The sequence below is a fragment of the Micromonospora okii genome (assembly GCF_020884795.1).
Classification (GTDB): domain Bacteria; phylum Actinomycetota; class Actinomycetes; order Mycobacteriales; family Micromonosporaceae; genus Micromonospora; species Micromonospora okii.
Map to the genome: position 1 here is coordinate 251,652 of NZ_BBZF01000012.1, position 14,742 is coordinate 266,393.

Annotated in this window: 1 protein-coding gene; it reads left to right on the top strand. The window is 79.0% G+C overall.

Features of this window, described 5'->3' with window-relative positions:
* Window positions 1-30 precede the first annotated feature (30 nt).
* The gene (locus LPU43_RS00835) at window positions 31-14,724 is read left to right on the top strand and encodes a type I polyketide synthase (RefSeq protein WP_229397814.1); all 14,694 of its coding nucleotides are present in this window, start codon (window positions 31-33) and stop codon (window positions 14,722-14,724) included.
* Window positions 14,725-14,742 lie beyond the last annotated feature (18 nt).

The window sequence follows — 14,742 nt, forward strand, 5'->3', positions numbered from 1 at the left end:
GGACCGCAGACCACGAGACGGAGTGGCCCGATGCCCACTGAGGCGGAGTTCCTCGACTACCTGCGGCGCGCCACGGCCGACCTGCGCGAGGCCCGGCGGCGCGTGCGGGAGGTGGAGGCGAAGGACCGCGAGCCGATGGCCGTCGTCGGCATGGCCTGCCGGTACCCGGGCGGGGTGCGCAACCCCGACGACCTGTGGCGGCTGGTCGCCGACGGCCGCGACGGGGTGGGCGACTTCCCGACCGACCGGGGCTGGGACCTGGAGCGGCTCTTCTCCGTCGACCCCGACGACCCGGGCACCTCGTACGCGGACAAGGGCGGCTTCCTCTACGACGCCACCGAGTTCGACCCGGCCCTGTTCGGCATCAGCCCGCGTGAGGCCCTGGCGATGGACCCGCAGCAGCGGCTGCTGCTGGAGAGCGCGTGGGAGGCGTTCGAGTCCGCCGGGCTGGACCCGCAGCGGCAGCGCGGCAGCCGCACCGGCGTCTTCGCCGGGGTGATGTACCACGACTACGCCTCGCGGGTGCTGGACCTGCCCGAGGGCGTGGAGGGCTACCTCGGCACCGGCAACTCCGGCAGCGTCGTCTCCGGGCGCGTCGCCTACACGTACGGGCTGGAGGGGCCCGCCGTCACCATCGACACCGCCTGCTCCTCGTCGCTGGTCGCCGTGCACCTGGCCGTGCAGGCGCTGCGCCAGCGCGACTGCGACTTCGCCCTGGCCGGCGGCGTGACCGTGCTCTCCACCCCCGGCGTCTTCGCCGAGTTCTCCCGGCAGCGCGGGCTGGCCGCCGACGGGCGGTGCAAGTCGTTCGCCGCTGCCGCCGACGGCACCGGCTGGGCCGAGGGCGTGGGCGTGCTGCTGCTCCAGCGGCTCTCCGACGCGCAGCGCGACGGCCGGCGCGTCCTCGCCGTGATCCGGGGCAGTGCCGTCAACCAGGACGGCGCGAGCAGCGGCCTGACCACCCCGAACGGCCCCAGCCAGGAGCGGGTGATCCGGCAGGCCCTGGCCAACGCCCGGATCTCCCCGGCCGACGTGGACGTGGTCGAGGCGCACGGCACGGGCACCACGCTCGGCGACCCGATCGAGGCGCAGGCGCTGCTGGCCACGTACGGGCAGGACCGCGCGGGCGGGCAGCCGCTGCGGCTCGGCTCGGTCAAGTCGAACCTCGGCCACACCCAGGCCGCCGCCGGGGCCGCCGGCATCATCAAGATGATCATGGCGATGCGGCACGGCGTGCTGCCCCGCACCCTGCACGTCGACGCGCCGTCCCCGCACATCGACTGGGACGCGGGCGCCGTGGAGCTGCTCACCGAGCCCCACCCCTGGCCGGCGGGCGACCGGCCGCGCCGCGCCGGGGTGTCGTCGTTCGGCATCAGCGGCACCAACGCCCACGTCATCGTCGAGCAGCCCCCGGCCGAGGAGCCCGCACCGGTCGCCCCGGTCGCCGTGCCGCCGCTGGTGGCCGTGCCGCTGGCCGCCCGTACCGCCGGGTCGCTGGCCGCGCAGGCCCGGCGCTGGGCCGACCACCTCGCCGCCGACGACTCCGCCCGCCCGGTGGACGTCGCCGCCGCCGCGCTCGACCGCGCCGACCTGGGCCAACGGGCCGTCGTGCTCGCCGCCGACCGCGCCGAACTGCTCGCCGGGCTGAACGCCCTCGCCGACGGCGAACCGCACCCCGCCGTGGTCACCGGCACCGCCGCCGCCCGGGGCCGGGTCGCCTTCCTCTTCTCCGGCCAGGGCGCGCAGCGCGCCGGCATGGGCCGCGAGCTGGCCGAGGCGTTCCCCGTCTTCGCCGCCGCCCTCGACGAGACCTGCGCCGCCCTCGACCCGCACCTGCCCCGGCCGCTGCGGGAGGTGCTCTTCGCCGAAGCCGGCACGCCCGAGGCCGAGCTGCTGCACCAGACGGTCTTCACCCAGGCCGGGCTCTTCGCCGTCGAGGTGGCCCTGTTCCGGCTCGCCCGCTCGTTCGGGCTGGTCCCCGACCTCCTCGCCGGCCACTCGATCGGCGAGCTGGCCGCCGCGCACGTCGCCGGGGTGCTCTCCCTGCCCGACGCCGCCGCGCTGGTCGCCGCCCGGGGCCGGCTCATGCAGGCCCTGCCCGCCGGCGGGGCGATGCTCGCGGTCGGCGCGGGCGAGGCGGCCGTGGCCGGGTCGCTGGCCGGCGTCGCCGGCCCCGTCGACATCGCCGCCGTCAACGGCCCCGCCGCCGTCGTCGTCTCCGGGGCCGCCGGGGCGATCGACGAGCTGGCCGCGCTCTGGGCCGACCGGGGCGCGCCGACCTCCCGGCTGCGGGTCAGCCACGCCTTCCACAGCGCGCTCATGGAGCCGATGCTCGCCGAGTTCGCCGCCGTCGCCGAGGGGCTGACGTTCCGGCCGCCGACCGTGCCGATCGTGTCCAACCTGACCGGCCGCGTCGCCGGGCCCGAGGAGCTCTGCGACCCCGGCTACTGGGTGCGGCACGTCCGCGAGGCCGTCCGCTTCGCCGACGCCGTCGCGCACCTGGCCGAGGCGGGCGTCGGCACGTACGTCGAGCTGGGCCCCAGCGGCGTGCTCACCGCCATGGCGCAGGGCTGCCTCGCCGACCCGGCGGCCGTGCTGGTGCCGCTGTCCCGCAAGGACCGCCCCGAGCCCCGAGCCGCCCTGGAGGCCCTGGCCCGGCTGCACGCCGACGGCCTCGCCGTCGACTGGTCCGGCCTCTCCGCCGGTGCCGCGCGCCGCATCGACCTGCCCACGTACGCGTTCGACCACGAGCGGTACTGGCTGGAGCCCGTCGGCCGGATCGCCGACGTCACCGGCGCGGGCCTCGGCGCGGCCGGGCACCCGCTGCTCGGCGCGGCGGTCTCCGTGGCCGGCGAGGACATGGTGCTGCTCACCGGCCGGCTCTCCCTCGCCACCCACCCGTGGCTGGCCGACCACGCGGTCGGCGGCGTGGTCGTGCTGCCCGGCACCGCGCTGGTCGAGCTGGCCGTGCGGGCCGGCGACGAGGTCGGCGCGGCCCGGGTACGGGAGCTGACCGTCACCGCGCCGCTGGCCCTGCCCGCCGCCGGGGGCCTGCGGGTGCAGGTGCGCGTCGGCGCGGCCGACGAGGCGGGCACCCGCGCGGTGACCGTGCACGCCCAGCCCGAGGACGACCCCGACGCCGGCTGGGTGCGGCACGCCGAGGGCGTCCTGGAACCCGCCGCCGCCGACGAGCCCGGCCTCGGGGCGTGGCCGCCCGCCGCCGCCGAGGTCGACCTCACCGACTGGTACGACGCCCTCGCCGCGCGCGGCCTGACCTACGGCCCCGCCTTCCGGGGCCTGCGCCGGCTCTGGGCCGGCGACGACGAGGTGTACGCCGAGGTCGCCCTGCCCGAGGACGGCGCGGACGCCGCCGCGTTCGCCGTCCACCCGGCGCTGCTCGACGCCGCCCTGCACCCGATCGGGCTGCTGGACGCCGGCACCGGCGGCGGGCCCCGCGTGCCGTTCGCGTTCGAGGGAGTGCAGGTGCACGCCGCCGGCGCGGCGGCCCTGCGGGTGCGGCTGACCCGCGCCGGCTCCGCCGTGCGACTCGTCGCCGCCGACGCCACCGGCGCGCCCGTCGTCTCCGTCGACTCCCTCGTGCTGCGGGAGCTGACCGGGGTGTCCGCCCCCGGCGTCGCCGAGCGGTCCATGTTCGCCGTCGACTGGCAGCCCGAGGCGGTCACCCCCGTCGACGACCTCTCCGGCTGGGCGCTGCTCGCCGGCCCGGACGCGCCCCGCCTGGGCTGGCTGCCCGCGTACGCCGACGTGGCGGCCGTGCTCGACGCGGCGACCCCGCCGCGCGCCCTCGTGCTGCCCGTGGCCGCCCCGGCCGACGCCGACGTGCCGGACGCCGTCCGGGCGACCGCCTCCGCCGTGCTCGCCACCGTCCAGGCGTGGCTGGCCGCCGACGCCCTCGCCGACACCCGCCTCGTGGTGCTGACCCGGGGCGCGGTGGCGGCCGGCGACGGCGACGAGGTCACCGACCTGGCCGGCGCGGCCGGGTGGGGCCTGCTCCGCTCGGCCCGCTCCGAGCACCCGGAGCGCATCGTCCTGGCCGACCTCGACCGGGACGCGGACGCCGCCGCCCTCGCCGTGCTGGCCGGCGTCGCCGCCGACCCGGCGGCCACCGGCGGTCAGGTGGCGCTGCGCGGCGACGCGGTGCTCACCCCCCGGCTGGTCCGCGCCGCCCTCCCGCCGACCCCGGCCGGGCCGGCGCTCGCCGACGGCACCGTGCCGGCCGGCAACGACAACGCCGCGCCGGCCCTCGGCGACGGCACCGCGCCGGTCCTCAGCGCTGTGTCGGCCCTCGGTGACGGCACCGTGCTGGTCACCGGCGGCACCGGGGCGCTCGGCGCGCTGGTCGCGGAGCACCTGGTCACCGGGCACGGGGCGCGGTCGCTGCTGCTGGTGTCCCGGCAGGGCCCCGCCGCCCCCGGCGCGGACGCCCTGGCCGAGCGGCTGACCGGCCTCGGCGCGCGGGTCGACGTCGTCGCCGCCGACGTCACCGACCGCGACCGGGTCGCCGAGCTGGTCGCCGGCGTCCCGGGCCGGCTGGCCGGCGTCGTGCACACCGCCGGCGTCCTCGACGACGGCGTGGTCACCGCCGTCACCCCGGAGCGGCTGGCGCGCGTGCTGGCCCCGAAGGCCACCGCCGGCTGGTGGCTGCACGAGGCCACCCGTGGCCTCGACCTCGACCTGTTCGTGCTCTTCTCCTCGGTCGCGGGCGTCCTCGGCTCCCCGGGGCAGGCCGCCTACGCCGCCGCGAACGCGTTCCTCGACGCGCTCGCCGCGCACCGCCGGGCGGCCGGGCTGCCGGCGGTCAGCCTGGCCTGGGGCATGTGGGACACCCCCGGCATGGCCGCCTCGGTCTCCGACGCCGACCGGGCCCGCTCCGCCCGGGGCGGCCTGGCCGCGATGAGCGCCGAAACCGGCCTGGCGCTCTTCGACGCCGCCCTCGCCGCCGACCGTTCGGCGCTCGTGCCGGCCGTGATCGACGTGCCGGCGATGCGGGCGCAGGTCGTCGCCGGCCGGGTGCCGTCGCTGCTGCGCGCGCTGCTCGGCGGCGGCCCCGCGCGCCGCCAGGCGGGGCGGGGCGACTGGGCCGACCGGATCGCCGGGCTGGACCCGCAGGAGGCCCGCGACCAGGTCGACGCCCTCGTCCGGGGCCTCGTCGCCCAGGTCCTCGGGCACGGCGGCGTCGACGCGGTGGCCCCCGACCGGGCGTTCCGCGAGCTGGGCTTCGACTCGCTGACCGCCGTGGACCTGCGCAACCGGGTGAACGCGGCCACCGGGCTGCGGCTGCCGTCCACCCTCGTCTTCGACTACCCGACGCCGCGCGCCCTCGCCGAGCACGTACACGCCGAGCTGGCCGGCGGCCGGGCCGTCGCCGCCACCGCCGCCGCGACGGCGACCGCCGCCGGGCTCGACGAGCCGATCGCGATCGTCGGCATGGCCTGCCGGTTCCCGGGCGGCGTCGACAACCCTGACGAGCTGTGGGAGCTGCTGGCCACGGGCGGGGACGGGATCAGCGAGTTCCCGGCCGACCGGGGCTGGGACCTGGACTCGCTGTACGACCCGGACCCGGACCACAGCGGCACCTCGTACACGCGACACGGCGGCTTCCTGCACCGGGCCGCGGAGTTCGACCCCGCCTTCTTCGGCATCAGCCCGCGCGAGGCCCTGGCGATGGACCCACAGCAGCGGCTGCTGCTGGAGACGTCGTGGGAGGCGTTCGAGTCCGCCGGGCTGGACCCGCACCGGCTGCGGGGCAGCCGCACCGGCGTCTTCGCCGGGGTCATGTACCACGACTACGCCTCCCGCCTGCTCGACCTGCCCGCCGAGGTGGAGGGCTACATCGGCACCGGCACCTCGGGCAGCGTGCTGTCGGGCCGGGTGGCGTACACGTTCGGCCTGGAGGGGCCGGCCGTCACCGTGGACACGGCGTGCTCGTCGTCGCTGGTCGCCCTGCACCTGGCCGTGCAGGCGCTGCGGTCGGGGGAGTGCGAGCTGGCCCTCGCGGGCGGCGTGACCGTGATGGCCACCCCGGGCACGTTCGTCGAGTTCTCCCGGCAGCGCGGCCTGTCGGCCGACGGGCGGTGCAAGTCGTTCGCCGCGTCGGCCGACGGCACCGGCTGGGGCGAGGGCGTCGGCGTACTGCTCGTGCAGCGCCTCTCCGACGCCCGTCGGCAGGGCCGGCGCGTCCTGGCCGTGGTGCGGGGCAGCGCCGTCAACTCCGACGGCGCGTCCAACGGGCTGACCGCCCCGAACGGCCCGGCGCAGCAGCGGGCCATCCGGCAGGCCCTCGCCAACGCGCGGCTCACCCCCGCCGACGTGGACGCCGTCGAGGCCCACGGCACCGGCACCACCCTCGGCGACCCGATCGAGGCGCAGGCGCTCCTGGCCACGTACGGGCAGGACCGGCCCGCCGACCGGCCGCTGCTGCTCGGGTCGGTCAAGTCGAACATCGGGCACACCCAGGCCGCCGCCGGGGTCGCCGGCATCATAAAGATGGTCCTGGCCATGCGGCACGGCCTCGTGCCGCCGACCCTGCACGTGGACGAGCCGTCCCCGCACGTCGACTGGACGGCCGGGGCGGTCACCCTGGCCACCGCGCCGACGCCCTGGCCCGACGTGGACCGGCCCCGCCGGGCCGCCGTCTCCTCCTTCGGCATCAGCGGCACCAACGCCCACGTCGTGCTGGAGGCGGCCCCCGAGCCCACCGCCGCCGGGTTCCGGCCGGGCGTCGGCGGGCCCGTCCCGCTCGCGCTCTCCGCCGCCGACCGGGCCGCGCTGGGGGAGCAGGCCCGCCGGCTGCGCGCGCACCTCGCCGCGCACCCCGAGACCGAGCCGGCCCAGGTCGCGTACGCCCTCGCCACCACCCGGGCGACGTTCCCGCACCGGGCCGTCGTGCTCGGCCGGGACCGGGCCGAGCTGGCCCGGGGCCTCGCCGTCCTCGCCGACGGCGGGGACGCCCCCGCCGTGGTCACCGGCGCGGCCCTGCCCGACCCCGCGCCCGTCCTCGTCTTCCCCGGCACCGACGTCTTCTCCGGGGCCGACGCGCGCGCGGCCGTCGAGCTGCTCGACGCCGCCCCGGTCTTCGCCGCGTCGATCGCCGAGTGCGAGGCCGCCCTCGCTCCCTGGGTGGACTGGTCGCTGACCGACGTGCTGCGCGGCGTCGACGGCGCGCCCGATCGGGCCGACCCCGCCGTCGCGCAGCCCGCCGGCTGGGCGGTCATGCTCTCCCTGGCCCGGCTGTGGCGCTCCCTCGGCGTACGGCCGGCCGCCGTCGTCGGGCACGCCCACGGCGAGATCGCCGCCGCCTGCGTGGCCGGCGTCCTCTCCCTGGCCGACGGCGCCCGGATCGCCGCCCTGCGCGGCCGGGCGCTCGCCGCCGGCCCCGAGGCCGCGCGGGAGCGGTTCCTGGCCGACCTCGACGGCATCACCGCCCGCCCCGCCGAGCTGCCGTTCCACTCCACCCTCGACGGCCGGCGGGCCGGCCCCGACGACCGACAGGCCGACCGGACCGGCCCCGACGATCGGCAGGCCGGCACGACCGAGTCCGACGGGCGGCCGGCCGAGGGCGTCACGCCCGACGCCGGGCACTGGTGCCGGAACCTCAGCGAGGCCGGGGACCTGGAGCGCGCCGTGGGCGGCCTGCTCGCCGACGGCCACCGGGTCTTCCTGACGGTCGGGCCGCCCGCGCCCGGCCTGCGGGAGGCCGTCGACGCCGCCGCGCGGGAGGCGGCCGTCGTGGACACCCTGCGCCCCGGCGAGGGCGGCTGGCCCCGGGTGCTCGCCGCCCTCGCCGAGCTGCACGTGCGCGGCGTCGACGCGGACTGGGCCGCCGTGTGCGGCACGGCGACCGGGCCGGCCGTGCCGCTGCCCACGTACGCCTTCCAGCGGCAGCGGTACTGGCCCGAGGCGCCGCTGCGCGTCGGCCGGGCCGCCGCCGAGGACCCCGCCGACCGGCGGTTCTGGGACGCCGTGGAGCGCGCCGACGCCGACGCGCTGGCCGCCGCCGTGAGCGTCGACGGGACCGAGGCCGACGCGCTCGGCGCGGCGCTGCCCGTGCTGACCGGCTGGCGGCAGCGCCGCCGCGACGAGTCCACCGTGGACGGTTGGCGCTACCGGGTGCGCTGGCAGCCGCTGACCGTCCCGGCGGCCCGCCTCGGCGGCACCTGGGCGCTCGTGACGCCCGCCGGGCACGCCGACGACCCGCTGGTGGGGCAGGTCGCCCGGGCCCTCGGCGAGGCCGGGGCCGACGTGGCGACGCTGACCGTCGGCGACCCCGACCGCGCCGCGCTGGCCGCCCGCCTCGCCGACCTCGACGCCGACCGCCTCACCGGCGTGCTCTCCCTGCTCGCCCTCGACGAGGCCGACCACCCGGACCGGCCCGTCGTGCCCGCCGGCCTCGCCGGCATCCTCGCGCTCGTGCAGGCCCTCGGCGACGCCGGGATCGCCGCGCCGCTGTGGTGCGCCACCCGGGGCGCCGTCTCCACCGGCCGCGCCGACCCCCTCGACCACCCGCGCCAGGCCCTCGCCTGGGGCCTCGGCCGGGTCGCCGCCCTGGAGCACGCCGACCGCTGGGGCGGTCTGGTCGACCTGCCGGCCACCCTGGACGGCCGGTCCGGGGGCCGGCTCGCCGCCGCCCTCGCCGCGGCCGGGCCCGAGGACCAGCTCGCCGTACGCCCCTCCGGCCTCTTCGCCCGCCGGCTCGCCCGCGCCGACGCCGACGTTTCACCGGCCGGCCCCGGCTGGCGGCCCGCCGGCACCGTCCTGATCACCGGCGGCCTCGGCGCGATCGGCGCGCACGTGGCCCGCTGGCTGGCCCGCGACGGCGCGTCCCACCTGGTGCTCACCGGCCGGCAGGGCCCCGCGACGGCGGGCGCGGCCGAGCTGGAGGCGGAGCTGACCGCCCTCGGCGCGACCGTGACCGTGGCGGCCTGCGACGTCGCCGACCCCGACTCGCTGCGCGCCCTGGCCGACGGGCTCGCCGGGCGGGGCGTGCGCGTCGAGGCGGTCTTCCACGCCGCCGGGGCCGCCCACGCCGCCCCGCTCGCCGGCATCGACCTGGCGCAGCTCGCCGAGGCCCTGCGCGCCAAGGTGGCGGGTGCCGTCAACCTGGACGAGACGTTCGGCGGCGACGTCTCCGCCTTCGTGCTCTTCTCCTCCGGCGCGGGCGTCTGGGGCGGCGGCCTCCAGGGCGGCTACGCCGCCGCCAACGCCTTCCTCGACGCCCTCGCCGAGGACCGGCGTCGGCGCGGCCTGCCCGCCACGTCGGTCGCGTGGGGCGCCTGGGACGGCGGCGGCATGATGGCGACCGAGGGCGCGGACCACATGTTCCGTTCCGGCGTCCGGCCGATGCGCCCCGAGCTGGCCGTCGCCGTCCTCGCCCGGGCCCTCGCCCGCGACGAGGCCGCCCTCACCGTCGCCGACGTCGCCTGGGACCGGTTCCACCAGACGTACGCGCTGGCCCGGCCCCGGCCGCTGGTCGAACAGATCCCCGAGGTGGCCCGGCTGCTGGCCGCCCGCGCCCGCGACGACGACGGGCCCGAGGCGTCCCCGCTGCGCGCCCGGCTCGCCGGGCTGGCCGAGCCGGAGCGCCGCCGCACCCTGCTGGAGCTGGTCCGGGTGCACGCCGCGGCCGTGCTCGGGCACGCCTCGGCCGAGGCGATCGACGCCGACCGGCCGTTCCGGGAGGTCGGCTTCGACTCGCTGAGCGCCGTGGAGATGCGCAACCGGCTCGGCGAGGCGGTCGGGCTGGCGCTGCCCGCCACGCTGGTCTTCGACCGGCCCACCCCGGCGCTGCTCGCCGGCTGGCTGGCCGACCGCGTCCTCGGCGTCGCCGAGGCGGCCACCGCCCCGGCCCCGGCCGCCGCCGCCCTGGACGAGCCGATCGCCGTCGTCGCCATGAGCTGCCGCTACCCCGGCGGGGTGGCCGGCCCCGAGGACCTCTGGCGGCTGGTCGCGTCCGGCCGCGACGCCGTCGGCCCGTTCCCCGCCGACCGGGGCTGGGACCTCGACGCCATCTACGACCCCGACCCCGACACCCCCGGCACCGCGTACGCCCGCGAGGGCGGCTTCGTCGCCGACGCCGGCGGCTTCGACGCCGGCCTGTTCGGCGTCTCGCCCCGCGAGGCGCTGGTCATGGACCCGCAGCAGCGGCTGCTACTGGAGACCGCCTGGGAGCTGTTCGAGCGGGCCGGCATCGCCCCCGCCGACGTGCGGGACACCAGCACCGGCGTCTTCGTCGGCACCAACGGGCAGGACTACGCCACGCTGCTGATGGCCGCCGGGGCCGACACCGAGGGCTACCAGGCCACCGGCAACGCCGCCGCCGTCGTCTCCGGCCGCCTCTCCTACGCCTTCGGCCTCCAGGGCCCCACCCTCACCGTCGACACGGCGTGCTCGTCGTCGCTGGTCGCCCTGCACCTCGCCGTGCAGGCGCTGCGGGCCGGCGAGTGCGACAGCGCCGTGGCCGGCGGCGTGACGGTGATGGCCACCCCCGGCCCGTTCCTGGAGTTCGCCCGGCAGCGCGGGCTGGCCGCCGACGGCCGGTGCAAGTCGTACGCCGCGGCGGCCGACGGCACCGGCTGGGGCGAGGGCGCCGGCCTGGTGCTGCTCCAGCGGCTCTCCGACGCCCGGCGGGAGGGCCGGCGCGTCCTCGCCGTCGTGCGCGGCAGCGCGGTCAACTCCGACGGCGCGTCCAACGGGCTCACCGCCCCCAACGGCCCCGCCCAGCAGCGGGTCGTCCGGCAGGCCCTCGCCAACGCCCGCCTCGCGCCCGCCGACGTGGACGCCGTCGACGGCCACGGCACCGGCACCCGCCTCGGCGACCCGATCGAGGCGCAGGCGCTGCTGGCCACGTACGGGCAGGACCGGCCCGCCGACCGGCCGCTGCTGCTCGGCTCGGTCAAGTCGAACCTCGGCCACACCCAGGCCGCCGCCGGGGTCGCCGGGGTCATCAAGATGGTGATGGCGCTCCGGCACGACCTGCTGCCGCCCACCCTGCACGTCGACGAGCCCACCCCGCAGGTCGACTGGGCCGCCGGCGCCGTCGCCCTGCTCACCGAGGCCCGGCCGTGGCCCGAGCTGGACCGGCCCCGCCGGGCGGCGGTCTCCGCGTTCGGGGTGAGCGGCACCAACGCCCACCTCATCCTCGAACAGGCCCCGCCGGCCGACGCCGACGAGCCGACCGGCGGCGACGGATCGGCCGGCGACGAGCCCGCCGCGACGCCGCTGCCCTGGGTGATCTCCGGCGCGGACGCCGACGCCCTGCGCGCCCAGGCGGCCCGCCTCGCCGACTGGGCGGCCGACGCCACCACCGCCGACGCCGCCGTGGCCCGCACCCTCGCCACCGGCCGCTCCCACCTGCGGCACCGCGCCGTGCTGCTCGCCGCCGACCGGGAGGCGTACGTGGCCGGGCTGCGGGCCCTCGCCGCCGGGCAGGGCCACCCGGGCCTCACCCGGGACGTCGCCGCCCCCGGCGGCACCCTCGCCGTCCTCTTCTCCGGGCAGGGCGCCCAGCACGCCGGCATGGGCCGCGAGCTGTACGACGCGTTCCCCGCCTTCGCCGAGGCCCTCGACGAGGTCTGCCAGCACCTCGACGCCCACCTGCCCCGGCCGCTGAAGACCGTGCTCTTCGCCCCCGACGGCACCGACGAGGCCGCGCTGCTCGACCAGACCGTGTTCACCCAGGCCGGGCTCTTCGCCGTCGAGGTGGCGCTGCACCGGCTCCTGGCGGGCTGGGGCGTGCGCCCCGACCTGGTCGCCGGGCACTCCGTCGGCGAGATCGCCGCCGCCCACGTGGCCGGGGTGCTCACCCTGGCCGACGCCTGCACCCTCGTCGGCAACCGGGGCCGGCTCATGCAGGCCCTGCCGGCCGGCGGCGGGATGCTCGCCGTCGCCACCGGCGAGGCCGAGGCCGCCGACGCCCTCGCCCCGTACGCCGGGCGGGTCGCCGTCGCCGCCGTCAACGGCCCCGCCGCCGTGGTCGTCTCCGGTGCGGTGGACGCGCTCGACGAGCTGGCCGACCACTTCGCCGCCCTCGGCGTACGCACCAAGCGGCTCGCCGTCAGCCACGCCTTCCACAGCCCGCTGATGGAGCCGATGCTGGCCGAGTTCGCCGCCGTCGCCGCCACGCTCGACTACGCCCCACCGGCCGTCCCGCTGGTGTCCAACCTGACGGGCCGGGTCGCCGACCCCGAGCTGCTCCGCACCCCCGACTACTGGGTGCGGCACGTGCGGGAGGCCGTCCGGTTCGCCGACACCGTCACCCACCTGCGCGACCTCGGCGTCGGCACCCTCCTGGAGGTCGGCCCCGACACGGTGCTCACCGCCCTGGCCGCCGACGCGCTGCCCGCCGACGGCGGCCCGCTGACCCTCGGCGTGCAGCGCCCCGGCCGGGGGGAAGCCGCCACCCTGCTCGGCGCGCTGGCCGCACTGCACTGCCACGGCGTGCGCGTCGACTGGGCCGCGCTGCTGCCCGCCGCCGACCCGGTCGACCTGCCCACGTACGCGTTCCGCCGCCAGCGGTTCTGGCCCGTCGCCGACGGCGACGTGGTCGGCGCCGCCGCGCCGGCCGCCGCCGCGCCCGGCACCGCCGACGAGGCGTTCTGGCGGGCCGTGGCCGACGGCGACGGCGACGGGCTCGCCGCCCGCTTCGGCGTCGACCCCGACCGGCCGCTGCGCGCCCAACTGCCCGCCCTCGCGCAGTGGCACCGCCGCCGGCAGGCCGACGCGCTGGCCGACGGCTGGCGCTACCGGATCACCTGGCCACAGCGGCAGCTCACCGGCGGCCCCGCCACCGGGGACTGGCTGCTGGTCGTCCCGGCCGGCGCGGCGGGGGAGACCGCCGGGCGGATCGCCGAGCTGCTCGGCGCGCACGGCGGCACCGTGCGGACCCTGCCCGTCGACCCCGCCGCCGCCACCCGGGACGAGCTGGCCGGGCTGCTCCCCGCCGACCAGCCCACCCGGATCGTGTCGCTGCTCGCCCTGGACGAGCGCCCCCACCCCGACCACCCGCACGTGCCCGCCGGGCTCACCGGCAACCTCGCCCTGATCCAGGCCGTCACCGCCGCCGCGCCCGCCGGGCCGCTGTGGCTGCTGACCCGGCAGGCCGTCAGCACCGGCCCCGGCGACCCGGTCGCCCACCCCGCCCAGGCCACCACCTGGGGGCTCGGCCTGGTCACCGCGCTGGAGCACCCCGCGCACCGGGGCGGCCTGCTCGACCTGCCGGCCGAACTGGACGACGCCGCCGGGGAACACCTGCTGCGGGCGCTGACCAACGACGCCGAGGACCAGCTCGCCGTCCGGCCCGCCGGGACGCACCTGCGCCGGCTGACCCGGGCCGCCCGCGCCTCCGACGTCCCCGACTGGCGGGCCCCCGAGACGGTGCTCGTCACCGGCGGCACCGGCGCCATCGGCCGGTACGCCGCCGCCTGGCTCGCCCGGCACGGCACCCGCCGGCTGATCCTGGTCAGCCGGCGCGGCGCGGACGCCCCCGGCGTCGCCGACACCCTCGCCGAGCTGGCCGACCTCGGCGCGCACGCCACGGTCGCCGCCTGCGACCTGACCAACCGCGACGCCGTCGCGGCCCTCGCCGCCGGGCTGCGCCGCGACGGCGAGACCGTGCGCGCCGTGGTGCACGCCGCCGGCGTCGGCCGCCTCAACCCGGTCGCCGCGGTCACCGCCGACGAACTCGCCGACGTGGTCTCCGGCAAGATCGCCGGGGCCCGTCACCTGGACGAGCTGCTCGACCCCGACGACCTGGAGCTGGTCGTCCACTTCTCCTCCATCGCCGCCGCGTGGGGCGTCGGCGACCACGGCGCGTACGCCGCCGGCAACGCCTTCCTCGACGCGCTCGCGCAGTCCCGGCCCGCCGGCCGGGCCCGGGTGGTCACGGTCAACTGGGGGCCGTGGGCCGGCGGCGGCATGGTCAGCGACGAGCACGCCGTGGCGATGAGCCGGCGCGGCGTCACGCTGCTCGACCGGGAGCCGGCGATGGCCGCGCTGCGCGCCGCGATCACCGGCGACGACGCGGTGCTCACCGTCGCCGACGTCGACTGGGCGCGCTTCGCCCCCGTCTTCGCCTCCGCCCGCCCCCGGCCGCTGATCGGCGACCTGCCCGAGGTGGCGGCCCTGCACGCCGGCACCGATACGGCGGTCGACGGCGGCGACGAGGCCCTCACCGGCCTGCGCAAGCGGCTCGCCGACCTCACCACCGCCGAGCAGACCCGGCTGCTGGTCGACCTGATCCGCACCGCCGCCGCCGAGGTGATCGGCCACGACAGCCCGTACGCCCTGGAGGCCGATCGGCCGTTCCGGGACCTCGGCTTCGACTCGCTGACCGCCGTGGAGCTGCGCGGCCGGCTCGCCAGGGCCACCGGGCTCACCCCGGCCAGCTCCGTGGTCTTCGACTACCCGACCCCGCAGGCCCTCGCCGAGCACCTGCGCGCCGGGCTGGTCAGCGAGGCGTCGGTGGAGGCGCTGCCCACCGTCGAGGAGCTCGACCGGCTGGAGGAGGCGCTCGCCCGGCGCGAGGCCGACGACATCGGCCGGGTGCGGATCACCATGCGGCTGCACCGGCTGCTGGAGCACCTCGGCGCCGCCGAGCGGGGCGACGGCGGGCGGCCCGACGCCGCCGCCGACGTGGCCGACCGGCTGCGCGGCGCCAGCAACCAGGAGCTTTTCGATCTTTTGGACTCAGACCTCGGGCTTTCCTGAGGCGCGCGCGTCACGTGA

Coding starts and splice junctions, on each gene's coding strand:
- LPU43_RS00835 (WP_229397814.1), top strand. CDS start 31: ATGCCCACTGAGGCGGAGTTCCTCGACTACCTGCGGCGCGCCACGGCC.